This window comes from Microseira wollei NIES-4236 (assembly GCF_020521235.1).
Taxonomy (GTDB): Bacteria; Cyanobacteriota; Cyanobacteriia; order Cyanobacteriales; family Aerosakkonemataceae; genus Microseira; species Microseira wollei.
In genome coordinates, this window is the sequence record NZ_BLAY01000015.1 from 34,271 (window position 1) to 58,024 (window position 23,754).

Consider the following 23,754-nt stretch of genomic DNA (forward strand, 5'->3'; position numbering starts at 1 on the left):
CATCTTATCTTGCTATTTTAGTTTCTTAGCATAGGCAAAGCTTTCTCGTACAGTAGCTTGCCGCAGACATCGCTATTCCTGCGGACCGTTGACGCGAATCAACTTACCCGCTAAAGTTTCTTCACCAGCAATAGCTTCATTAATCCGCGTAGCCAACCTTTCAAAGTCCGGATCTTCCGTGCAGACAATGATGCCAGCATGGTCAGGTTGTAAAATATGCAATCGCATAAAATCACGGCGATTGCGGGTCAAAACGGCTCTTTCATTACTCACCGCAAAAGCTAACACCTCCTCATCGGGAATTCGCAAATTTGCCTTACCTGCTTCTCTAGCTGTTAAAACATCGTGACCAAAACTGCGTATAAATTCTACAACTGGCAGAGGAAAATTTTCATCTGTATAAAGATTTGCCACTTTTCAGACTTCCTCATTTTCTCGAATTGTTTGTTCGATTTCATCTGGATGTGCTGCCGCATAAGCCCAAGCATTCACCAAATCAGCAGCAGTAAGATGGGGGAATGCCTCTAAAATACGAGCATCGCTCATACCCAGACGACGATCGATTACCAGCGACCAAACAGGAATCCGAGTCCCTGCAATACAAGCATCACCACCACATACCCCCGGCGTCTTTTCAATCCCTTGCCAAGTATTGCTTAAACTTTGGACTAATAACTGTATTGCTTGGGCTTTCTCTACCGGACTTAAAGCGAGAAGTTGTTTTTTTAAGTCTGTAGTTAGCATAGGTGGGCTGTTTACGCGCTCGCATATTTTACTTAAAATTTTATCTTGTGTAAGCTTGCCTTGATGCATCAGGCGAGCGTATATGCGATCCCCACCTAAATGCCATAATAAAACAATAGACAAACCAGATGATCGCTAGAGGTGAGATCGTGCGGCAAGTGCTTCTCTACACCGATGAAGATGGCTACTGGATAGCCGAATGCCCCAGCTTACCAGGTTGCAACAGCCAGGGAAAAACCAAACAAGAAGCTATTACCAACATCAAAGAAGCAATCGAACTATACATCGAAGTGCTGCAAGAAAAAGGCCAACCCATACCAGAAGACCGCTTTGACATGATATTGATGGTTGTATGAGTAAATTACCCCGTATTTCTGGGAGGGAATGCCTCAAAGCATTGGCAAAGGTTGGCTTCTACTTCCTGCGTCAAAAAGGAAGCCATATTTCTTTGTGTCGAGATGAACCCTTTGCCCAAGTCGTCGTACCAGATCATCAGGAACTTGCTAAAGGAACACTGGGAGCGATTATTCGAGATGCTGTACTCAGTGTTGACGAGTTTATCGAATTATTGTGAATCAACTAAAACAAAATAGCTTGCCCAGTAAAACAACCAGGCAAGCTATCTCTCTATACCTCTCTTCTCTTCGCGCACTTCGCGTCTTCGCGGTTTATTAAACAGGACTTACGCACGACGAGAAAAGAAACAAAGGTGAAGAGTCGCTCTCGAGTTTCCTCTCCCAACGATTTTTCGTATCACCTTAGTTTCTTTGCGTAAGTCATGTTAAAGCTGCTTCACCTCAGAAACCAACTTCGCCACCACATCCTTCGCACTACCAAACAGCATCATGGTTTTATCTTTGTAGAACAACTCATTATCTACACCAGCAAAACCCGTATTCATGCTGCGCTTAATCACAATCGTATGCTTTGCCCGATCCACATCTAAAATCGGCATCCCATAAATCGGACTACTCGCATCGTGACGCGCCGCCGGATTGACCACATCATTCGCCCCAATCACCAGCGCCACATCCGTCTGTTCAAACAGCGGATTCACATCATCCATATCGTACAGTTGCGGATAAGGCACATTAGCTTCAGCCAGCAATACGTTCATATGTCCCGGCATCCGTCCAGCAACCGGGTGAATCGCATACTTAACTTCAACGCCCAACCGATCTAACTGATCCGCCAATTCTCGCACCGCGTGCTGTGCTTGCGCCACCGCCATCCCGTAACCGGGAACGATCACCACAGAACGCGCATAACCTAACATCATCGCGCTTTCTTCAGCATCGATGCTGCGGACGACTTTTTCAATGTTAGATCCGCTACCAGTACTGGTTCCGCCACCCGTACCGAAGGCCGCAAACAGGACGTTTAAGAGCGAACGGTTCATCGCCTTGCACATAATTTGAGTCAAGATGATACCCGACGCACCGACTAACGCCCCGGCGATGATCAGCATGTTATTCATCACGATAAAACCCGCGACTGCTGCTGCTATTCCCGAATAGGAGTTCAGCAGCGAAATCACCACAGGCATATCGCCCCCACCGATGGGGATAACAAACATTACGCCCAAAATTAAGGAAAGCGCCACGAGGACGAGAAACACTTTTGGCTCTTCTGGATATACCAGCAAATAGCCGCTTCCTGCCAAAAAGCCCAGGAATAAGAAAGCATTCACAGGTTGCTGTAACGGGAAAGTAATCGGCGCACCCGTCATCAATTCTTGCAACTTGGCAAACGCTACCAAACTACCCGTTAAGGTAATGCCGCCGATGAGAACACCCAGCAGCACGACAATATTAGAATCAACCGCCAAGCTTTCCGGGATATAAAGATAGCGCCAGAATTCGCCCATCGCCACCAGCATCGAAGCTGCGCCCCCGAAACCGTTGAGCAAACCAACCATTTGGGGCATGGCGGTCATTTCGACTTTCTGGGCCATCACCGTGCCGATGATAGAACCTAAAATAATTCCGACTGCAATGGTTTCGTAGTTGAGAACTTGTTGGTCGAGGAGAGTGGCAACAATGGCGATTAGCATCCCGATGGCACCTAGCAAATTGCCTCGACGTGCCGTAGCTGGGGAACTCATCTGCTTCAAACCCACGATGAATAGGGATGCAGCCACTAAATAACTGATTTGAATTGTTGACGGCAGAAAGTCGCTCATTACGCCTTAGCCTCCTTTTTCTTAAACATTTGCAGCATCCGATCCGTGACTAAGAAACCACCAACAACGTTAATCATTGCGAAGACAACGGCAATTAAACCGAAGATTTCGGTCAAATTCCATTCTTTGGGGCCAGCGATTAACAAAGCACCCACGATCGCAATCCCAGAAATTGCATTCGATCCAGACATCAAGGGCGTGTGTAGGGTGGGCGGGACTTTATTAATCACCTCAAATCCCACAAAAGACGCCAAAACAAACACAACTATTGCTGCTATTAATCCTTCTGCCATGTTTTTGATTTGGTAATTGCTAATTGCTAATTGCTAATTGCTAATTGCTAATTGTAAGAGGGTTTTTACTATTAGCCATTAGCCATTAGCCAAGGACAAATGAAACTTACCCAGCATTTACTGTTAACTCGGCTAGGGCATCTTTAATCCGTTTGTTGCGAATTTCCCCTGCGTGGGTGATGCAGGTGTCGCCAATGATGTCATCCTCGAAGTTTAGCTGTAACCCACCATCTTTAATTAGGTATTGCAGCAAGGTGAGGATGTTCTTGGCATACAACTGGGAAGCGTGGACGGGTACAGTTGCGGGTAAATTAATTGGACCGAGAATTGTTACCCCGTGGCGGACCACATCTTTACCCGGTTCGGTGCAAGCGCAGTTCCCGCCTTGATCTGCTGCGATATCGACGATTACAGATCCCGGCTTCATTTGGCTGACCATTTCCTCGGTTACCATGACGGGGGCTTTCTTACCGGGAACTTGGGCGGTAGTAATTACTACATCCGATGCCTTGATATGTTCGGCGAGGACTTGTTGGGCTTTTTGTTTGGCGACGTCAGAAATTTCTTTAGCGTACCCGCCTGCTGCTTGCGTTTCTTCGTCTAGTTTGACTTCGATAAATTTAGCGCCCAAGCTTTGTACTTCTTCTTTAGCTACGGGGCGGATATCGTAGGCTTCTACAATAGCGCCCAAACGACGAGCTGTTGCGATCGCTTGCAACCCTGCAACCCCCGCTCCGATAATCAATACCTTCGCCGGGGCGATCGTTCCCGCAGCTGTCGTCAACATCGGGAAATATTTCGGTAACGCCGCCGCTGCCAGCAATACGGCTTTATATCCCGCTACCGACCTTTGGGAGGAAAGCGCATCCATGCTTTGCGCTCGCGTCGTGCGCGGGATCAGTTCCATGGCGAACGCGGTAACGCGACGGTGCGCCAAACGTTCTACTAACGCCGGATCTGCCAGCGGGTTGAGAAAGCTAATTAATGCGCCTTCTTCCCGCAACCAGTGGATTTCATGTTCTTTGGGCGGACTCACCTTTAACACTACATCGGCTCCACTCCACAGCGTAGCCGCATCGGCAATAATTTTAGCTCCAGCACTTTCGTAAGCGGCATCGCTGAAAAATGCCCCTTCGCCTGCACCCGCCTCGACCCACACTTCTAGACCCAGTTTTACCAATTTGGCAACCGTGTCCGGGATCAAGGCGACGCGGCGTTCGCCCATTTCAATTTCTTTAGCAACCGCTAATTTCATCCAATCCTCCTTAAAGCAAGACTCATCCCATACAGGCGGCTAAGCGACTAGCCGCTTTATCTGGGTTGCTTTTTCTTGCGGGCGCTTTTTTCCCCCTACAAGCTTTTAGGCAACCCGGCAATTTACTGCTTAAAAAGCTTTGCCTTTGCAGTTTTTCAGTAGCTAGATGCTACCTCTGGCAAGTCTCTACAACATTGCTGCAGGCAGCCTGGAGCTATTCTCATGATTCGGTTTGTTGATGTCGATGCAATAGTTCAAGGGTTTTCTCAAGTATAGAGTTACTTTTTTGATATCCTATGTCGATCCCCACCTTTGTATCTGTATCTTTAACTTCTCTTATTATTTCAGCGTCTTTCTTTTAACTTAGATGAAAGTACCTATTGACTCTTGTTTTGCCCTTCACTTGTTCAAGTTTTTTTAACCTTTTCTCGATTTTCTATACATTTGTACATATTTTTTTACATACCGGCTAAAATTAGGTAATAACTCACAAAAACTATAAAAACCCGGCTTCTAGCAGAAACCCGGTTTGAACTAATCGCAGCAGTCCCCACCCTCTTATATCATGTCCGCGAGAGATCAGTTGTGTATAGTTGATTGTGCGAAAAAGCGTTTTTTCTCCCCCAGCTCCCCCATCCCCTTTGCTCCCCCAGCTCTCCAAACGCAACCGATGCAACCGGACTTGATATTACAGAGTGGGGAAGGACAGCGGTCAAAAAAGAGGGTACTCGCACGAGTTGGCTTCGCCTACGATGCCCTCTTTTTTGACAAGTTATTATCTTTTTAGTTAAGCGATATCGTTTACCACTTAGATCGCTCGCTCGGACTTAATGCAATTAATTCAATGCCGATTTTTGTGACAGCTATCTACTATCTTCTTTGCTTCAACCACCACAAGAAAGCAGCCAAGAGCGTCGCCGCCATCAGAATCAGAGCAACAAGCCGAAAACTCATCTGCACGCCAAAAACCAACGCTTCAATCGGTACATTGGTGACATTGATGTTAGGTTGAGCTTGTGTGCGAGTCATAATCAGGAGCGAAAACAGAACGCCTGTGAGCGACAAACCCATTGTCTGACCCAAAGTCCGCGACAAAGACAACAACCCCGAAGCGATGCCTAACCGCTCAGACGGCACTAACCCCATCACGGCGCTTTGATTGGGTGATTGGAACATTCCCACTCCCAGCACAAAGGGTGCCATCCGCAGAATATAACCAGGGACGGTCAATTGGGCGTCAAAGGTGCTTAAGCTTAGGCATCCAAATACTGCTAATACCAACCCAATTAAGCTGATGATGCGTTCTCCAAATCGATCAGACAAAGTGCCAGCAACAGGTGCCATCAACCCAGCTAAAATCGGTCCTTCTGCTAGCAACAACCCCGTCTCAAAGGCAGGATACTGTTTAACCAACTCCAGGAAGAACGGTAGGATAAAAACCACACTCGCTGTAACGACATAGGTCATCAAACTCAGCAATAAGCCCAGGCTCAACTCTAGGGAGCGAAAAATTCCCAGGTCGAGCATCGGCTGTGGGTGGCGCGATTCTACTAATAAAAAACACCCTAAGCCGATAGCAGCGATTGCGAAGGCGTAAGGCTCTATCAATGAGCCAAAGCCTTCCCTCTGTACTAAAGTCATTCCCAATGCAAAGCAGGTCAAAGTGACCATCATTATCAGCGCTCCAAGCACATCAAAGTCTTGTTTGACCTGACTGCTCGCACAAGCGGGTACAACCAAGGCAACCATTAAACTGGCAACTAGACCAATCGGCACATTTAAAAAGAAGATTAAACGCCAGCCGATCAGACTGATTAGCAGTCCTCCTACCGTCGGCCCCAGGGCAACTCCCACGAAGAAAATTCCGCTGATAATACCCAGCGCGCGTCCGCGCTCCTGTTCGGGAAACACTTGGGTAATAATCGCAGGTCCTAGCGCCGAAATAAACACAGCACTTAGTCCTTGAAGCGCTCGAAAACCGATCAAAAAACCAACCGTAGGAGCAAGTCCGCATAGCAGCGAGCTGATGGTGAACGCCATCAGTCCACCCAGGTACAACCACTTCTTGCTCCACATATCCCCCAAGCGCGCCGCACCTAGCACAAAAACGGTACTCATCAGCAGATAGCTTAAGGGAACCCATTGAATGGTGGCAAAGCTAGTATGGAACGATTGAACCAATGTGGGAAGGGCAAGGTTGACAATGTGGACATCCAAGGCAAACATGAACACACCCATGCCAATGCCTAACATCGCCCACCATTTTGGGGACTCTGTAAGCTCTTGAGTTAGATTGTTTGATTTCTCTTCTGTGGCGTTCATGGCTTCTTCCTCTCCTCGGTTCTTTTTGTTCCAACGCGATCGATCTCATCCTTCAAGATTCCTTGTTGCAACAACTCGAGTATTTCCTCAGCAGAAAAAGAGCGTTTTTGTTGAATAGAAATAGTTTTGATAATCGAGCGCATCTGCTCATATTGCTCCCGGTTTAGAGGCTTTTGCAGATATTGCTCAAAAAGATACTGAACGTTGCTAGCACCGCTGAATTTACCAAACCAAATCTCTGGCTCCTGGTAAGGAAAGATACAGTAGCTATTGCGATCGCGCAATATAGAGTGGACATGACTGCCTGATTCATGACGTTGAGCCTGCTTAGAGTAGGGAGGATTAGCTCGCACCCCTAACTGCTCCAAATAGTCTGTTACTTTAGCAAGGGCATCATAATCGATTCCCTCTACTTCTATACCGAAACGTACCCTTAAACCATTTAAAACTTGTTCTAAAGCTACATTCCCTGCTCTCTCCCCAATGCCAGCAAAAGTTCCAGAAACTCCGGAGGCGATAAGCTTACACTGCCTGGATGGTATTTTCCAGAGCCATACCTAAGTCATTGTGGAAATGCACAACTAGGGGCGAGTACTCTGTATGCAGCAAGAGTTCTTGTATCCACACAAAGGTTTTTTCTGGAGACAGAACTCCGACTGTATCGCAGAGTAAGAAATGTTCGAGGTAAGGTCTAAAAGTACAAATACACTCGACTAAAAAATCAAAATCAGCCCGACTGGCATCTTCGGCGGCAAAGCATACCTTAAGTCCAATTTCTTTAGCATAGCGCAGATTTTTGAGAACTTTATCTATCATGTTCTGGCGCACCTTGTGGATAACAGCTTTTGGGATATCGTCATCCACAGTTTTCCCCTTAAATGAAGGGTTATGACAAACTTCAGTGTCTCTGAGAAACAGGAGTCGGTCGGAGACTGCATAAAATAAGATGATTTCCTTGACACCGCAGGCTTGAGACTGGTCAATGAATTCCTTATCCATCATGGTGGCGGCAGCAACTTTACTACCCAAACCTTCCGCCACCAATGTCTTAACTAAGCGCTCCTCAGTCTTATGAATCCCAGGCATAATATCAATTTGAGCAACTCCGGTTTGGTTAATGATGTGAGCCAGATGTCGCTTGGTTTCTTCTTGGAAAAACACTCCAACTTGCTGTTCCCCATCTCGAAGAGTTTCATCATAAATTTTCAGTCTTAGATTTTTCATACGAATATTATACAGGTTGTGCAAAACATCTTTCCCACCGGGGATTTTAGTGTGATTATGTAAACGCAAGCGATATAAATGATATCATTTCCGCTGGAATACCCATAGTTAGGACTGACGCTCTGACGCTCTGACACGGGGACGGGGAGATTTTTAATTAAGCGCGATTTGCCTGACATCATATGATTTGCGATCGCCCGCAGAAAAACCCTTGGGCGATCCCAAAGGAATTGACGACACATGCCAGAAAAAGGTGGGACGACCGGATATAGTCTGTCCGTTGTGGTCGTTGGGAACTAACAAAGTCACCGTCACGGGTTCAGATAAAGTACAGCCTCGCGAACCAGTTCCTTGGGTCGTTTTCGGCATTCCCCGGTTGGGCGGTTCGTCATCAAAATCCTCTGTTTGAGCAGTTTCTGCCCTTGCAGGAGATATAAAACCAACCTCGATTAAAGGATGCCTGAAATTTGGACTTAATGGGGTATTGATCGCGCCCATCAATGGCATCAACAGAATCGATATCGCTCCTGCTACCCCCCTAGCTTGGTGAGAAGTAATTCTCATCTCTCACATCTCCTTAAATTGTACAAATCACCTATGTCACAGAAGATGTTGCACCCTTTAAGACCTGGTTCCAGGCTGAATTTTAGCCTGTATTTATTTTTTAATATTTTCCCCTATCTACCACCTAATATATACCTAATTTTTTCGGATTTAAATAATTTTAATATTCTATACATAATTAGAATAACGCCAAAAGAGATAGGGGAGATATAGAATAATTTTTCCCGACCTTTCCGACTTTTCCGACCTTTACTACCGCATTTTATTACGCAAATCACCAAAGTTTCTCTCTAGGTTAATCGTGCGTAAGTCCCGCTGCAACTAAGTTTGTTGTGCGAGTAGAACTTGGTAAATGGTTGTCAGCCGTTGGCGTCCTCTAATCTGGACGCTACCGATTAGATGGGTGGCAAAATGCCCGTCAATATATTTATAAGTTCGTTTATTGATCAATATCCGGCAAATACCGCCATCAATTGATTTGTCAAAACTTTCTAACCGCGCCGCCCGGTTAACGCAATCACCAATTGTGGTGTATTCCAATCTGTGGATGCCGCCGAGACTGCCAGCTACCACCGTGCCGGTGGCGATGCCGACTCGCATGGTAACGGTGGGACGTCCCTGAGAAAGCCATCGTTGATTGAGGGATTCCAAGGCAGATGCCATTTCCAGAGCGCAACGGACGGCGGCTTTGGCATCTTTGGCGATCTGCCCCATCTCGCACGACTAATTCTCCGGTGTTAATTGTTAAGTTGCCCCCATGACCCGTCGCGACAAGTTGCGGAAAATCCGCCCGTCCCGAGGAGGTGAGCAAGAACGACAGCCGTCCGTCGAGCGCCGAAGGACCTCTCAATTCCACTGACTCAGAAGCCTCAATGGTCAGATTGCCGCCATTACCGGAGGAAAGGGTGGCGCTGGAGATGTTCCCACCCTCGGCAATTAGTAACCGGGGCGTGGGAATTTTGATGTTTCCTGCGGGGAAGGACGTAAACGTGGTCGTACCCACCCCGCTGGTTAAAACATTCTGTCCTCCAGTGCGATTGACATTCTCCCACCACCAAGCTGTCGCTATGGTGGGGGATTCTAAACTTCACAGCTTAGACTTTCTCTTTCGTCGAGTCGGCTTACTTAGAGGATTTTCATCACCTAAGCAGAGGTCGATCTCTCCAGAGACGTTTCGGGAATTATCTTCCCAGCTTCCCGTGTGCCCCACGGTAGCTAATCCGCGCTCTAATATGTTGCGTGCGGCGTTTTCATCACGATCTGCGATGTATCCACAGTGGGAACATTTATGAGTTCTAGTGCTTAATGTTTTCTGCACTTTTTGACCACAATTCGAGCAATTTTGACTGGTGTAGTAAGGTGGAACAGCTACCGTGACCACACCAAACACCTTACCAAAATACTCTACCCACTGACGAAATAACGACCAACTAGCATCGCTTATCGATTTGGCTAGGTGATGGTTTTTCACCATATTTCGCACTTTCAGATCCTCATACGCCACAAGATCGCTAGACCTTACCACGCATCTTGCTAACTTCACAGCAAAATCTTTACGCTGGCGACTTACTCTTAAATGCTTTCTACCTAATTTTCCCCTAGCTTTAATTCTATTTTTAGAGCCTTTCTTAGTCCGAGCTAGTCTTCTTTGTGCCCGTTTTAAAGCACGTTCTGACTTTCTCAAAAATCTAGGATTATCAACAGTCTGACCGTTTGAGTCAGTATAAAAATGGTTTAATCCCACATCTAACCCAATCGTTTTACCTGTTGGTTCCCGTTTCTCTAATCGTTCGGTGTCGATACAAAACTGAGCATAATAACCGTCAGCCCGTCTTACTACTCGGATTCGTTTAATCTGTTTGAGTTGGTAGAAGTGCAAATCTCGACTACCCCAGAGTTTGAATGTGCCAGCTTCAAAACCATCGCTGAAGGTTAAATACCTTCTGTCTTCCGACAACTTCCATCCGCTAGTTTTATATTCAACGGAAGCACGAGTTTGGTACTTCTTAAACTTGGGATATCCTTTCTTGCCTGATACTTTTTTCTTACAGTTATCATAGAACCGAGCAATTGACGACCAAGCGCGTTCAGCACTAGCCTGACGTGCCATACTGTTTAACTTCTTAGCCCAAGGGAAATCTGGACAATCAGCTAAAACAGCACAATATCGACTCAGATCGTATCTACCGACACCCTGATTTTCTTGCCAGTATTTAAGACAGCTATTGCGAATGAATCTAGCAGTACGAATCGCCTCATCGAGAGCGTCATACTGCTGCTGCATTCCTTCTAGTTTTGACTCAAATACTAACATTTTTACGTCGGTGTATCTGGTATAAGTATAGCAGGGAAACTGGGAATAAGCATCGATTTTGCTCATCTCGTCGCCCACCCCTTCCGTCCGAGATCTTCGATTTGTCGGTTTTGGTCGGGGTGGGACTCCTCATCTCGCGAGGCGCCCGTCCCACCGCCAAGCGAGTACGCTATGGCGGGGGCTTTCCCGCCTGTCTAGGTAAAGTTGACCGTCCCGCTAATTTCTACTGACTCTCGCGCCTCGATCTCAACGTTGCCGCCGCGACCGCCAAACGGGATAACTCCTGTGCGGATCGCAGCGCCGCCGCTATTGGAACTGATAATCGCCCCCCCTCGGTTAAACAGCCGTCCCGTCGCAATCCGAACATTTCCTCCTACCCCCGTCCCAAAAGAATTATTAGTAATGCCTGTGGGAAAGAAGGCAGAAGGTCGGGTGTCGCTGATATCTGCAAAGTCGGAGGCTGCGATCGCAATGTCTCCTGCGTGTCCCCTGCTAAAGGTAAAGCTGGAGACGACGCTGCTATCTTTGACAGTTAACTGGTTGGTGGTAAGGGTGATGTTGCCTGCTGACCCTTGACTGTTGGCGGCGGTAGCGATCGCACAACCGAAGGACTCGATGGAATGGGTGACGCGAAGGTTGATATTGCTGCCAGACGCTGAACCGAAGGTGGGGGCACTGACAATTGCGCCATTGAGGAGGTTTAAAGAACCCGTTTCAATTGCGATATCGCCGCCGCGTCCACCTGCTGCGGTTGAAGCAAACAATCCCCCGATGCGGGTGGTAGGAAGTAATTGTCCCAGGAAAGCGCTGGCGACGTACTGTTCCAAGGCATTAAACCCAGTCCCGACCAAAACAGCTCGATCAAAGGCGTGCAGGGTCAAGTTTCCTCCTGACCCTTCTCCCAAAGTGCTGCTGGACAAAAAAGCCGTCCCCTGTAGCAGAAATTGCCCTGCTTCCACGGTTAAATTGCCACCCGCCCCGCCACCAATCGTATCGCTGGATAAACGGGTAAAATTGGCAGGATTATTACCGCTAACTTCTACCAATTCGGCACCGCGAACCGTTAAATTTCCTCCGGGTTGCGACCCTTGAGTAATAGTTAATACTTGAGAACCATCGCGTACAGAAACGCGCCGTCCCTGGATTTGGATATCCCCGCCGCCAACGCCACTGGCATCTACAACTGTCTGTTGGGAAAGTTGGATATCTTGAAAACCATCAACGCCTTCATATCCCAAACTGAAATTATTGCTATTAGGAATCAGGCGAACCAAGCTATTAGAACCCACACCGCCTAGCTCAATTCTGCCTTGAGGCGCAGTTAAGTTACCCCCTTCCAGCAGAACATTACCGCCAATTAACCCCAAAGTTTGACCTTCCCGAACTTGAAGGCCAACAATTTGACCGTTCCCATCGGTGGCTGTGGATCTATTAATAATATTTCCCGGTGTTTCTCCCTATTGCAAGCCAACGGGAACATTAACCGTCAAAAGCGGGGGAGTATTGGGATTAGTAGCGCTCCAATAACTGCCATCGGCAAATCGAATGCTACTAGCAGTACTGCCGATAAACGAACCGCCGATATTGAGTTGAGCATTCGGGCAAAAAATAATCCCATTGGGATTGATTAGAAATAAATTCGCCGCGCCCTTCGCTTTGATAGTGCCATCAATATTAGAAATAGAACTGCCAGTAACGCGAGTAAAAATCTTTTGAATATCCAGCCCATTATTAAACAAAGCCGTCCCGCCAGTTGGAACGGAAAATTCTCGAAAGCTGTGAAATAAATTCCTGCCAACCCCAGTACCGCCGTTGATAATACTGGTATTACCATCAGGCGTAACAATTGAATTAACGGGTAAAGTCGCATCTGGAATAATTTGCGCTTGGACTCTAATTGCGCTCAAACCAAGCCAAGCAAAACTGCCTGCAATCCAGACTAGGTAGCCTACTTGTTTAATCCAGAATTCGGTGCGATTACCCCCTTTATTTTTATAGACCGCGCAGGCGGTCTTTGTTTGTGTAGCCCCACCCTTCAGGGTGAGGGATGGAGGTGATGCAAGCGGATTTGGTATCATAAATAAATCCAGCCGAATTAAACGTTATCCCGGTAGATATTTTGTTGCCACCCTAATCAGAATCCCGGTTTCTTAGAGAAACCGGGATTCTGATTATAACCAATTGCCGAGCCAGATAAAAGGCGACCAAACAGCCGGGTGATTATAGTCCTCCGACGCGATTAACTTCTGTTGTGCCTTCTGAAGCACTGCGGCTTTTGTCATATTAGGTTGCCGCAGTTGAGTATAAAATTCTTCAATGAATTTCACGGTCGCTTCATCATTAATAAACCACAGACTAGCCAGGGCACTTTTAACCCCCGCCTGCACAGCGACCCCAGCAATTCCCAACGCGGATCGATTATCTCCCGCCGCCGTTTGACAAGCACTTAAAGTCAGCAATTCTACAGATTTATTTTCGCGTCGCGCATAATTCTGCGAAACGCTTCGCAATAAATTATCGAGTTGTTCCAGACTGATTTTAGTATCATAAGCTAACAAGAAAGTACTCGCAGCATCCACACCAAACTTGCCGTGGGTAGCCTGGTGAATAATCGGAAAATTATTAGCTCCTAGTTCCTTTTCCAAGCGAGTTATAGTAAAATCTCTATCCAAAAGTTTCATGCCTCCCAGAAGGCTGTTTACTTCGGCAACTTCCGCAGCTACATTTGTCAGCGGTGGAAACGGCGGACGTTCAACTGTTAAACCAACAGCAAGGGCTTTTAAGTTGCGGATATCTGCCGATTTGCTAGCGGTTAAACTCAAACTGGGTGTGGTAGCGATCGCATACTTCTTCACCAAAAATTCCTGACCATCGTGCAATGCAGACATCGGCACTTTTCGCAATACCCCATCCTGGATAAATACAAGGGTTTTTATCCCCAATTTAGCCAAGTCTGTTTCCATCGGGCGCATCAACAAATTGTAGATTTTTTGTGCTTGTGGCAGATATTCTTCCGTAGCCCGATTCTCTAGCAATAACCGCAATTCGTCGATTTCCTGTTGCAGCTTATCTTGCCCTATTGCTAGTGGGTAACCCTTCAAATTACCATCGGGAGATTGGAGAATCATTTCGGTGCGATCGCTCAAAATTGCCGAATAAATCACCCCCGTCCCAGTCCAGGCTAAATTGCCATGATTTTTAGCATCTTCTTTCGCAATTTCCCCGCAATCATCCCCAAAAAAGTTTGGCAATTCAGCTAACTTAAGCAATTCTAGTAACTCAAGTTGCTAGTTATAACTATCGTGGGTTGGTAAATGGCTAATCGCTAATTGCTAATTGCTGATGGGAATATTTTTCGGTTCAACCAGCCATTAGCTATTAGCCATTAACCTGTCTTCAGCCCTAAAAAGATAACTAGCAACTTGCGTTATTATCTTGATAGTTTGACTCAGATTTGTTTGGTAATTGGCAGTTTCTTTCTCATTACCAGTTTCCAGTAACAATCCCATCAATTCCCGATACACTGGTTCTACTGAGTCGCGGAAGTTAAATTGCAAATCTTTATTGGCAACTAAGATATCTCCGCGAATACTTTGGAGAGTTGCGATCGCACTCTCATAAGACGCGATCGCGCGCGTGCGATTCCGCGAAGCGGATCGCCCTTTGGGCGAATCGCCTGTAACCTTAAATATACGCCCCGCCTGCCACTGCCAGCGATATAAACTATCCGCAGCAAGAGTTTTCTGTGCTGCAAACTGTGCTTGTTGCGTCAATTCCATCGCCTCGACATATTGTCTGGACTCCTCATACAAGTGTCCTAAACTACCAAGCGCAAACGATTCAGCACGGGCATCATTAATATTTCTGGCAGATGCGATCTCACCCCCCAATAACCTCGCCGCCTCCTGTTCCCTCTGCCTCGCCGAGGCTAAATTAATCAATGCATAAACTTTATCCCGCGAATCCGGCAATTGTGCTAAAATAGATAGAATGCGTCCGCGATTATTAGCGATTAAATCCCAATTTGGCGCCGCCATTCCACCAAGCAAACGATTAAGATTCAACAAAGCTTTGACTTGGGCGATGCGAATATTGTTAGTTTTGCCAGCTAGTGTTGCCACCTGCACGCTTTGCTCAAAGGAAGCGATCGCTGTTGCTATATCCTTTTGAGCTAAATCGTTTAACCTAGACGCTTCTTTTTCGTCCCCTTCAATAGTTGCTACATTCGCCTGATAGCGATATCGATCTGCCCTACTTCCATAAACATTTCCCAAATTATTCAAAGCCGTTACAATCAAAGCCTCACCACCACTCAATTCACGAGCAATCTTCAAGCTAGCTGCCACAGAAGCGAGTGCCTGTTCGTAATTTCCTGTAGCCCAATAAGCATTACCCAATCCACCTAAAGCCACCACCTCGGTCATCTTTAAATTAGTTTTACGAGCAATTTATAAAGCAGATTGCAACAATTGAATCCCCCGTTGTTGCTGTCCCAAATCGCTATAAGTTTGCCCTTCACCAGCAATTGAGCCAAAGTTTGCTGCGTTGCCTCATTCCTTTGCCCCCGATAAATTTGAATCGCTTGCTCCCACTGCTGCACAGCTTCATTCAAATTGCCAATTTGCCGATAAGCTAAAGCCAAATTAGTCTGAACAATAGCCCTATCCAAAGTATTTGAAATTTGACCAAGCGCTTGTGACCACACATTAATTGCTGCGGTAATCTTCCCCGCCTCATAAAGCCGTAACCCCTGCTGCACCCTCATAGATGCCTCAGTCTCGTTCCCCTCGTTCCCCTCGTTCCCAGGTTCAACCTGGGAACGTATTTCCCAAGGCTCTGCCTTAGTTTTAATATTAGTTAAAGACTTAGCAATAACTACATTAGTACCTGGTGTTACAACCAGAACTAAGAAAGCCAACACCCTTGTCTCTAACAACAACCAAAAAGTTAAACCCAGCAAAAATAAAAGACTAAAGCGGCGCCAACCCCTAGACAATCGAAACATCATCCTTCCCCCTCGCCCGCCCACGACTCTTTGACCCCTTTCAAGTTGGTTTTCATAGTTCCATCTAGGATAGTCAAACATAGACAAAGCGTTTAACTGCCTTGCTTTTCAACTCGTTTCATCATCACCTTCGGAAAGTTCTTTGATGATTTTTGCAGTTTTTCGTTTGGCTTGACCTTGTCCGTAAAGCCGTGCAGCAAACGAGGTGATTATGGCAATTAAGTCTTGCATCAACTCATCTCTGACCTTGTCAGCTAGATTAACAACCTCTAGCTTGACTCCACACCGAGACAACAAAACATCTAAATAATGAGTTCCAAAGGTTGCTAATCGGTCTTTGTGTTCAACGATTAAGATGTCGTAATCTTTTGACATCAGAAGGCTTTCTAGTTTCTTTCGATTGTCATTAAGTCCGCTTCCCACCTCCTTGACAACTTTGGTGATTTGATAACCTTTGGCTATGGCATATTGACTTAATAGCTCTGCCTGCTGCTCTAAATTATCTTTGTTTTCAGAGGACGAAACTCTGGCGTAAATTGCAGCGCGATTAGTGCCTGCTGGGGTTGTTTCAGTAGATGGATTGTAATCAACAATCACCATTCCTGTTTCTGACTGGTAAGCGCGATGCGGCAGCTTTCCTGCCTTCCACCACCGCCACGCCGTCTGGTAGCTAATGCCTAAGTGCTTTGCATAATCAGCTAGTTTCATAAAAACTATATACTATCCCTGACTATCTATGACTATAAAATTATCGACTTTTTATCAGACTAAAATATGCTGATAAACTCTGTATAGTTAATTTCTGTAACAACAGTTTCTCTAAAAAACTATTTCAGTAGCTAACCTATGTCTTCTCTACGACGCCTGTTTTCTGCCCTGGCAATTAGTGCTTGTGTACTAAGCGGGGTGCCTTCTATCAGCTTAGGCAATGGCTTGCCTGGATTTACCCTCTGGGGTCCAGTTAGCCGCGAAAACCAGTTACCCTTTCGGCTAGACTTTGGCGGCAGAACGAATGGATGGGATCGTTACCGACTGCAAATTCCCTCCAAACAAATGAAATTGGCAGTTGCCCAGTTCTCAATTTCTTATCCAAACTACTTCGAGGGCGTGTTTGATCCGAAAGAAATAGAGGTGCGAGTCCGAGGTAAGTCGGTACCCTTAGAGGAAGTCAACTGGGACAGAGAAAATCGGGTGATTCAAATTTTCCCGCGAGAACCCGTACCGGCAGGAAACACAGTCGAGTTGGTGCTATCCAACGTCAAAAACCCAACATTTGGCGGAATGTTTCTCTTCAACTGCCAAATTCAAACCCCTGGGGATGTACCGCTGCTGCGTTACATCGGTACTTGGATCCTCAGCATTGATTAGCTGCGGTTGGGGAGTGGTAACATAAAAGATTGTGACTTTTTGTGCAGACGGTACTATGGAGCAGGTGAGCAGGACGGCGGGAGAGCAGAGGAGGACGACGGCGGGAGAGCAGAGGAGCAGGTGAGATTGCAGTTCCACCTGCCCACCTGCCTAAGAAGTCCACCTGCCCACCTGCCTAAGAAGCCCACCTGCCTAAGAAGCCCCATATCCAAGTAAAATAGACAATTTGGAGAACAGAAAATGACCCAGCGCACCTTGGGCGGAACAAACCGCAAGAGAAAAAGAACATCTGGTTTTCGCGCCCGGATGAGAACCAAAAACGGACAGAAAGTGCTTTCAGCACGCCGTCGCAAAGGCCGTTATCGTCTGGCGGTTTAGAATTGCTGACAACGATGAGTCAAGGGCAGGGAGGGTTGCGATTGCCTGTGGCTTTGCCAAAAGTAAATCGACTTAAACATCGGCTAGATTTTAGTGCCGTATTTCGTCAGGGCATTCGTCGCCAGTCTCCGCACTTGACTTTAAGAGCATGGCAGCAAAAGCCAAAAACTGCCGAATCAGCCAAAATTCCCCCTAGAATTGGCATTTCGGTGAGCCAAAAAGTCAGCAAAATCGCCACCCAAAGGAATCGAATCAAGCGACAGCTGCGGGCGGCTTTTCGCCAGCTACTGCCCAGGCTGAAGTCGGATTGGTTGTTAGTGGTGGTGGTAAAACCAAAAGCCACAGAGTGCGATTATCAGCAATTTCTGCAAGAATTAGAGCAGTTGTTGGCTGACGCCGAGGTACTAAATGGGCATTAAAGAGGAAGTTTTTTATGAAGGTGGCCCCCATATCGGGGATCTAATTCTTAATATCCTGATCGGGTTGACGGTGGTAGGGTTGCCGTTAACGGTGGGGGCAATTACCAGAGCGTTGTGGCTGCGCTACCGGATTACCAATCGCCGCATCACGGTGATTGGCGGATGGATGGGACGCGATCGTACTGATATTATCCACTCAGAAATCGTCGATATCAAGAAAGTAGCTCGCGGTATCGGCTTATGGGGAGATATGGTAGTCACCCTCAGAGGCGGCAGTCGCTTGGAACTAAGAGCCATTCCCAAGTACCGCGAAATATGCGACTACGTTTCCCAAAAAGCAGGTCTCAATATTCCCAAAGCCGGTAGCTTGACAGGTAACTAAAATCGCCAACCTAACAATTCCTCAAGCTACTTGCTTTGAGGTTCACAGCAAGCCTAGTACCTCCGTTAGAGCTTAACCCAAATCAGAAAAACAGAGCATATTTTTCCATGTTTTTTGAGATGGGGCGGCAATCCACACCGGGCGCTTACCAGAACAACCCACCGTTTGGGTGCAGCATAGTATAGATATTAAACAGAGTACGTCAGCACCCCGCTCTAAAGAGACGGTGCTTCATGCCCAGAAACTTTAGGTAGCTGACGGGCCCAGTGTCCCATTAACGGGGAAACGAAGTTATCGGCAAGCGTTCAAGTTCCTACCAGGGAATGCTTTGCTAGTTCCTTGCTCATAGAACTCAAAGGTTAAACAGTTTTACTCGGGGTAAGACAGTGCTTTCGAGATAGTACCGACCGATAACAATGGCCTTGCTAACTTTCGCCCCAAATGGGTGAAAGGGGACAACCATATCCCCTCTGAGGGTCAACCATACCCCTCCACTCCAAAAGGGGACGGCAATTAAAATTGCTCGCTTTTGTATTTCATCCCCCACTTAAAAGATGGGTGGCTCTCCATACTCCCGGAGGTTTAAGGTGAGGCAAGCAGGGAATTTACGCCTGTGGACAAGTCGGAGGCGACTCCCTTGGTCGAAACAGGAAGCTTTCCGTCAATTAAGAGTCAGGCTAGTTAATGCCTGGTCGATTTGAGTAAGTTTTGTGTTGCATAATACAGCGCTTGACAGGTAGAGTTCATAAGCATGGATTTTGGTGTCAGTTTTCTCTCCAACAACGTAATGCTGCCGATCCTGGATTTTTTCTACAGGATCGTACCCAGCTATGGGCTAGCAATCGTGGCGCTGACCCTGGTGGTTCGCTTTGCGGTTTATCCTCTAAGCGCGAACTCAATTCGCAGTATGCGCCGCACGCGAATCACCCAACCCATCATGCAAAAGCGGGTGAAAGAAATTCAAGAGCGCTACAAAGAAGACCCTGCTAAACAGCAGGAGGAAATGAGCAAGCTCTATAAAGAATTTGGTAACCCCCTCGCCGGATGTTTGCCCGTATTGCTGCAAATGCCGGTGCTATTTGCATTATTTGCCACCTTGCGCGGCTCGCCCTTTTCAGATGTAAATTACACCGTCAATCTGCAAATTTTTCCCAAGGAACAAATTGAGCAGATTCAACCCCAACCTTTTGCCACTTCTCCCCAAAATATTTATGTCGCCGATGGGGTACACGCTCCCATTATGGGGCTGGTGCCAAGTGGCAACGGCTTAACCGTGGGCGAGAAAACCAAGTTTGAATTTCAAACCCCCGAAGGCAAACCGCTGAACGCCCTTGTAACCGAACACCCCGACACCCAACTCGTTCCCCGCTGGCAGGTAACCAAAGGGCAAGAACGGGTGCGAATCGATGAAAATGGCAACATCGAAGCCCTAGAACCGGGAGATGCTACCATCCAAGCCACAATTCCCGGACTAGCAGCTGAGAAAGGCTTTCTGTTCATCGAAGCCCTGGGTCGCGTCGGTGCGGTTGACAAAGACGGAACCATCCACTGGGATACCGTGGTCATGGTACTGTTGTTTGGCGTTAGTTTGTACGTTAACCAACTGCTTTCCGGTCAAGGAAGTACCAGTAATAACCCACAGCAGGATACGGTAAACAAAATTACTCCGATTATCTTTTCCGGGATGTTTTTGTTCTTCCCGCTTCCCGCTGGGGTGTTGATGTACATGTTAATCGCCAACATCTTCCAGACGGTTCAGACATTTGTTTTGTCGCGGGAACCCCTGCCCGAAAACTTACAAAAACTGGTAGAGGTGCAGGAAAAAGAAACAAAGGGAAGGGAATCGCTTCCCTTTGAACCCGGTCGTTCTAAGAAAAAAGCCTCAGGGTAGGGTTTCATGACCGATAGTCGAATGCAGCGCGGTCAGAAGTGGCTAGAAGAACTGCTGCGTCTGACCAAAACCCCCGCACAGGTGCAAGTCGAAAAGCACGCCACTCTATCTCTAGCCGAACAAGAGGATGAATCAGAACCTGATAGCTACTGGTTGACCATTGATGAAACCAATCTAACGCCCGCACAAATTCAGGCGTTAATTGGGGTTGACGGCTCGGCTTTAGATGCGATTCAGTATTTAGCCAATACCACCGTCAACTTGGGTCAAACCCCAGAGGAGCAAGCGGCATATACGGTCGAGCTAGCTGGCTACCGCGTCCGGCGGCAAGCCGAACTTCTAGAAATGGCGCAATATGCCGCCGAACAGGTGCGCTTGACGGGTAGAGAGTTTGAACTAAAATCGCTTTCGGCAGCAGAACGGCGTCAAGTTCACACCTTTTTAAAGGACTTCACCGACCTGGAAACCTACAGTCGGGGCAAAGAACCAGACCGCCGTTTAGTCGTGCGACTCATCTGATTCAACCCAAGAATTTTAGATTTTGGATTTTAGATCAATCCAAAATCTAAAATCAAAGAAGGATGGCTCGCAATTACTTATGGAAGCAATTTATATTCCGCATCTGCTTAAAGCACCCAAGCAGACCCAGGTGGTTCAAGTTGAAGAGTTTCTGCCAAATTTAGAAACCTTGACGCCCGTTCGAGGGCAGGTGCGAGTTACCCATCAAGGGACTTATCTGGAAGTTTCTGCCAAAGCGGAAGCGATCGCTACCTTAACGTGCCACCGATGTTTGCAACAATACAATCACCGCCTGGTAGCTAATACCTCCGAACTGATCTGGCTAGACGCAGCCGCTAACCAACCCTATACTGGGCCGATAGAGCAAGAAATTGACGTGGATGACCTAGTAGAAACCCTAGCGCCAGACGGTGTTTTCAACCCAGGAGAGTGGCTGTACGAGCAGATGTGTCTGGCATTACCACCCAGGCAGCTATGCGACCCCAAGTGTAAAGGTATACAACTGGAACGCCCAAGCAAATCGGAACCAACCGCAGACCAACGCTGGGCAGCGCTGGAAGTTCTCAAGGGAAAATTCCCAAAAGAATTTTAGATTGGAGATTTTAGATTTGAGATTGGAGATAATTAGTTAGCCTTTTTAGTGTTAGCTGTTAATCTAAAAATCCTCGCATCCGAAATCCTCCCATCCAAAATCGCTATGAGTTTCAGTGACGAGTTTCAACTGCTGCTGCGGGCGCGCTACGCTTTAATCTACATTCCCACCTACGAAGAAGAGCGAGTAGAAGCAGCGATCGCCGCCTGCGCTAAACAGCAGGGCAACCGTGGGGTTTATACTTGGGATTTTGTCGATGGCTACCAAGGCAACCCCACCGATGCCGGGTTTGGACGTCGAAATCCCCTGCAAGCTTTAGAATTACTGGAAAAACTGCCGGCAACTGCGCCAGGGATTTTTATTTTGCGCGACTACCACCGCTTCCTAGAAGATGTCTCGGTGGCGCGCAAACTCCGAAATCTGGCTCGCTTGCTCAAATCCCAGCCGAAAAATATCGTCATATTGTCCCCCAGAATCGCGATTCCAGAAGATCTGGGTGAAGTTCTCACCGTACTGGAATTCGCCCTCCCCTCGGCGTCGGAGATTAAAAGCGAAGTAGAACGCTTGTCAGCGGCGACGGGAAAATCTCTGGAAACGCGGGTTTTAGACGAACTGGTTCGTTCCTGTCAGGGACTGTCGATGGAACGGATACGGCGCGTTTTGGCAAGAGCGATCGCCACAAGAGGCGAATTGCGTCCGGAAGATGTCGAACTCGTTTTAGAAGAAAAACGCCAGACAATCCGCCAAACCCAAATATTAGATTTTTACCCGGCAAGGGAAAAAATTTCCGATATTGGCGGGTTGGATAATTTAAAAGAATGGTTGTTGCGGCGAGGCGGTGCTTTTTCCGAACGGGCGAGGCAATACGGGTTGCCCCATCCGCGCGGGTTATTGTTAGTGGGGATTCAGGGAACCGGGAAATCTCTGACGGCGAAAGCGATCGCCCACCACTGGCATCTACCCCTGCTGCGATTGGACGTTGGACGCCTGTTTGGCGGCTTGGTAGGCGAATCTGAATCCCGCACCCGTCAAATGTTCCAACTGGCGGAAGCATTGGCTCCCTGCGTCCTCTGGATCGATGAAATTGATAAAGGGTTTTCTGGGTTTGATGGCAAAGGCGATGCCGGTACCACCAGCCGCGTCTTTGGCACTTTTATTACCTGGTTAGCCGAAAAAACTTCACCCGTGTTTGTCGTCGCGACTGCGAATAATATCCAGGCATTACCCCCGGAAATGCTCCGCAAAGGTCGGTTTGATGAAATCTTCTTTGTCGGTTTGCCCACTCAGGAAGAGCGACAAGAGATTTTTAGCGTGCATTTATCGCGGTTGCGCGCCCACAATCTCAAAAGTTACGACATCGAAAGACTTGCTTACGAAACCCCCGATTTTTCTGGGGCAGAAATAGAGCAAAGTTTAATTGAAGCAATGCATATTGGCTTTAGTCAAAATCGAGACTTTGCTACGGATGATATTTTAGAAGCCGCCAGCCAGATTATCCCCTTGGCGCGAACCGCGCAAGAACAAATTCAGTTTCTGCAAAACTGGGCGGCTGCTGGTAAAGCTCGCTTAGCCTCTAAGCACAGCATTCTGGGCAGTCGCATTCCAGGCCAATTTCGCTAGCTGGCGCCATAAATTGAGCCAGCAGTCCGCTAAATCTTAAATCTTTCCCCTTGTCCTCCTTCCCCCTCTCTTAGAAAATAAGGGGGTTAGAAGCGGAGCATGGGGTAAAAAGCTTGTCTGACACAGGAGTAGGTATGAGTTGGTCTGGGATTTTTAAGTTTTTACTTGGTTTCTTTATTGCGATCGCGCTGTTAGTTGGCAGCGGCGTGGGAGTCGCCTTTTACTTCGTCACCAAGCTCACCGCACCCCCTCCCAAACCTATCTTTGCCAATGATAAGCCCATTGCCAAACCCAAGCCTTCCCCACCAGCCAGCAAGCCCGTCGCGGGGGCAACTCCAGCCACCAACGCGGCTGAAACCGTCTCGGCGGCACAGCCAGACGCCTCCTCCACCCCAACGGAAACAGCCTCCCCAAAACCCCTCGAACCTGGAGCCTACAGAGCCAAAGTTACCTGGCGTAACGGTTTGATTCTCCGAGATAGTCCCGGCACCGAGTCTCGCCGCATCGGCGGTATAGGCTATAACCAACAGATTGTTGTCGTGACAGAAAGCGAGGACAAACGATGGATTAAGATTCGCGTTGAGGAAAATAACGAAGAAGGTTGGGTCAAAGCCGGGAATGTGGAACGAGTTGAGTCAGAACCAACTCAGCCTGCTACTGATTGATTTGTTAAGAAAATTAG

Annotated in this window: 26 protein-coding genes and 1 pseudogene; 11 read left to right on the forward strand and 16 right to left on the reverse strand. The window is 47.4% G+C overall.

Annotated features, from left to right (window positions below):
- Nucleotides 1-72: 72 nt before the first annotated feature.
- Together MiSe_RS06940 and MiSe_RS06945 are read right to left on the reverse strand one after the other, a co-directional pair.
- Nucleotides 73-414, reverse strand: a complete 342-nt coding sequence (locus MiSe_RS06940) for a DUF5615 family PIN-like protein (RefSeq protein ID WP_226576510.1) — start codon at nt 412-414, stop codon at nt 73-75.
- A 3-nt stretch (nt 415-417) separates the two neighbouring features.
- Nucleotides 418-744, reverse strand: a complete 327-nt coding sequence (locus MiSe_RS06945; RefSeq protein ID WP_226576514.1) for a DUF433 domain-containing protein — start codon at nt 742-744, stop codon at nt 418-420.
- A gap of 149 nt (nt 745-893) precedes the next feature.
- Here MiSe_RS06945 and MiSe_RS06950 point away from each other — a divergent pair, with 149 nt between their 5' ends.
- Nucleotides 894-1,100: a type II toxin-antitoxin system HicB family antitoxin gene (locus MiSe_RS06950; RefSeq protein WP_373872764.1), complete on the forward strand. Its 207-nt coding sequence runs from the start codon at nt 894-896 to the stop codon at nt 1,098-1,100.
- Nucleotides 1,097-1,318, forward strand: a complete 222-nt coding sequence (locus MiSe_RS06955) for a type II toxin-antitoxin system HicA family toxin (protein WP_226576521.1) — start codon at nt 1,097-1,099, stop codon at nt 1,316-1,318. Before MiSe_RS06950 ends, MiSe_RS06955 begins: the two co-directional genes overlap by 4 nt.
- A 207-nt stretch (nt 1,319-1,525) precedes the next feature.
- Here MiSe_RS06955 and MiSe_RS06960 read toward each other — a convergent pair whose 3' ends face one another.
- The 14 genes and pseudogenes from MiSe_RS06960 to MiSe_RS07025 form a co-directional block, all read right to left on the reverse strand.
- Nucleotides 1,526-2,926 carry an NAD(P)(+) transhydrogenase (Re/Si-specific) subunit beta gene (locus tag MiSe_RS06960; RefSeq protein ID WP_226576526.1) on the reverse strand — a complete coding sequence of 467 codons (1,401 nt, stop codon included), beginning with the start codon at nt 2,924-2,926 and terminating at the stop codon, nt 1,526-1,528.
- Nucleotides 2,926-3,219: an NAD(P) transhydrogenase subunit alpha part 2 gene (locus MiSe_RS06965; RefSeq protein WP_226576531.1), complete on the reverse strand. Its 294-nt coding sequence runs from the start codon at nt 3,217-3,219 to the stop codon at nt 2,926-2,928. The genes MiSe_RS06960 and MiSe_RS06965 overlap by 1 nt, the downstream gene beginning before the upstream one ends.
- Before the next feature lie 106 nt (nt 3,220-3,325).
- Nucleotides 3,326-4,474 (reverse strand): Re/Si-specific NAD(P)(+) transhydrogenase subunit alpha, encoded by a 1,149-nt coding sequence (locus MiSe_RS06970; RefSeq protein ID WP_226576552.1) that lies wholly within the window; start codon nt 4,472-4,474, stop codon nt 3,326-3,328.
- An 870-nt stretch (nt 4,475-5,344) separates the two neighbouring features.
- Nucleotides 5,345-6,796 carry an MFS transporter gene (locus MiSe_RS06975; RefSeq protein WP_226576556.1) on the reverse strand — a complete coding sequence of 484 codons (1,452 nt, stop codon included), beginning with the start codon at nt 6,794-6,796 and terminating at the stop codon, nt 5,345-5,347.
- The gene (locus MiSe_RS51960) at nt 6,793-7,149 is read right to left on the reverse strand and encodes a hypothetical protein (RefSeq protein ID WP_307731210.1); all 357 of its coding nucleotides are present in this window, start codon (nt 7,147-7,149) and stop codon (nt 6,793-6,795) included. The genes MiSe_RS06975 and MiSe_RS51960 overlap by 4 nt, the downstream gene beginning before the upstream one ends.
- Before the next feature lie 169 nt (nt 7,150-7,318).
- Nucleotides 7,319-8,020 carry a hydroxymethylglutaryl-CoA lyase-like TIM-barrel protein gene (locus MiSe_RS51965; RefSeq protein WP_307731211.1) on the reverse strand — a complete coding sequence of 234 codons (702 nt, stop codon included), beginning with the start codon at nt 8,018-8,020 and terminating at the stop codon, nt 7,319-7,321.
- Between the two features lie 153 nt (nt 8,021-8,173).
- Nucleotides 8,174-8,584: a DUF928 domain-containing protein gene (locus tag MiSe_RS06985; RefSeq protein WP_226576561.1), complete on the reverse strand. Its 411-nt coding sequence runs from the start codon at nt 8,582-8,584 to the stop codon at nt 8,174-8,176.
- Nucleotides 8,585-8,905: 321 nt separating this feature from the next.
- Entirely contained in the window at nt 8,906-9,298 is a 393-nt protein-coding gene (locus MiSe_RS06990) for an adenylate/guanylate cyclase domain-containing protein (RefSeq protein ID WP_226576566.1), read from the reverse strand.
- A 373-nt stretch (nt 9,299-9,671) separates the two neighbouring features.
- Nucleotides 9,672-10,898: an RNA-guided endonuclease InsQ/TnpB family protein gene (locus MiSe_RS06995; protein ID WP_226576699.1), complete on the reverse strand. Its 1,227-nt coding sequence runs from the start codon at nt 10,896-10,898 to the stop codon at nt 9,672-9,674.
- A 194-nt stretch (nt 10,899-11,092) separates the two neighbouring features.
- Nucleotides 11,093-12,976 (reverse strand): annotated as a pseudogene (locus tag MiSe_RS51970) (filamentous hemagglutinin N-terminal domain-containing protein).
- 93 nt (nt 12,977-13,069) lie between these two features.
- A complete protein-coding gene (locus tag MiSe_RS07010; protein ID WP_226576579.1) occupies nt 13,070-14,167 on the reverse strand; it encodes a CHAT domain-containing protein in 1,098 nt (365 codons plus the stop codon).
- 102 nt (nt 14,168-14,269) lie between these two features.
- Complete coding sequence (locus tag MiSe_RS07015; RefSeq protein WP_226576582.1) at nt 14,270-15,322, reverse strand: tetratricopeptide repeat protein; 1,053 nt, start codon at nt 15,320-15,322, stop codon at nt 14,270-14,272.
- 2 nt (nt 15,323-15,324) lie between these two features.
- Nucleotides 15,325-15,984 carry a tetratricopeptide repeat protein gene (locus tag MiSe_RS07020; protein ID WP_226576701.1) on the reverse strand — a complete coding sequence of 220 codons (660 nt, stop codon included), beginning with the start codon at nt 15,982-15,984 and terminating at the stop codon, nt 15,325-15,327.
- A gap of 27 nt (nt 15,985-16,011) precedes the next feature.
- A complete protein-coding gene (locus MiSe_RS07025; RefSeq protein WP_226576585.1) occupies nt 16,012-16,611 on the reverse strand; it encodes an IS607 family transposase in 600 nt (199 codons plus the stop codon).
- 138 nt (nt 16,612-16,749) lie between these two features.
- On the opposite strand from MiSe_RS07025, the gene MiSe_RS07030 reads away from it, so the two are divergent.
- The 9 genes from MiSe_RS07030 to MiSe_RS07070 all read left to right on the forward strand — a co-directional run bounded on the left by MiSe_RS07030 (nt 16,750) and on the right by MiSe_RS07070 (nt 23,737).
- Nucleotides 16,750-17,271 (forward strand): DUF2808 domain-containing protein, encoded by a 522-nt coding sequence (locus MiSe_RS07030; RefSeq protein ID WP_226576588.1) that lies wholly within the window; start codon nt 16,750-16,752, stop codon nt 17,269-17,271.
- Nucleotides 17,272-17,511: 240 nt separating this feature from the next.
- Nucleotides 17,512-17,649, forward strand: coding sequence for a 50S ribosomal protein L34 (rpmH, locus tag MiSe_RS07035; RefSeq protein ID WP_226576590.1), 138 nt, complete (start codon nt 17,512-17,514; stop codon nt 17,647-17,649).
- 14 nt (nt 17,650-17,663) lie between these two features.
- The gene (rnpA, locus tag MiSe_RS07040) at nt 17,664-18,068 is read left to right on the forward strand and encodes a ribonuclease P protein component (RefSeq protein WP_226576593.1); all 405 of its coding nucleotides are present in this window, start codon (nt 17,664-17,666) and stop codon (nt 18,066-18,068) included.
- The gene (locus MiSe_RS07045; RefSeq protein WP_226576596.1) at nt 18,058-18,450 is read left to right on the forward strand and encodes a PH domain-containing protein; all 393 of its coding nucleotides are present in this window, start codon (nt 18,058-18,060) and stop codon (nt 18,448-18,450) included. Before rnpA ends, MiSe_RS07045 begins: the two co-directional genes overlap by 11 nt.
- 751 nt (nt 18,451-19,201) lie before the next feature.
- Complete coding sequence (gene yidC / locus MiSe_RS07050) at nt 19,202-20,341, forward strand: membrane protein insertase YidC (RefSeq protein WP_226576598.1); 1,140 nt, start codon at nt 19,202-19,204, stop codon at nt 20,339-20,341.
- Nucleotides 20,342-20,347: 6 nt separating this feature from the next.
- Nucleotides 20,348-20,860 (forward strand): Jag family protein, encoded by a 513-nt coding sequence (locus MiSe_RS07055; protein WP_226576601.1) that lies wholly within the window; start codon nt 20,348-20,350, stop codon nt 20,858-20,860.
- Nucleotides 20,861-20,939: 79 nt separating this feature from the next.
- On the forward strand, nt 20,940-21,452 hold the full coding sequence (locus MiSe_RS07060) for a YceD family protein (RefSeq protein WP_226576616.1): 513 nt from the start codon (nt 20,940-20,942) through the stop codon (nt 21,450-21,452).
- A gap of 105 nt (nt 21,453-21,557) precedes the next feature.
- A complete protein-coding gene (locus tag MiSe_RS07065) occupies nt 21,558-23,072 on the forward strand; it encodes a Ycf46 family AAA ATPase (protein ID WP_226576619.1) in 1,515 nt (504 codons plus the stop codon).
- A 113-nt stretch (nt 23,073-23,185) separates the two neighbouring features.
- Entirely contained in the window at nt 23,186-23,737 is a 552-nt protein-coding gene (locus MiSe_RS07070; protein ID WP_307731212.1) for an SH3 domain-containing protein, read from the forward strand.
- Nucleotides 23,738-23,754 lie beyond the last annotated feature (17 nt).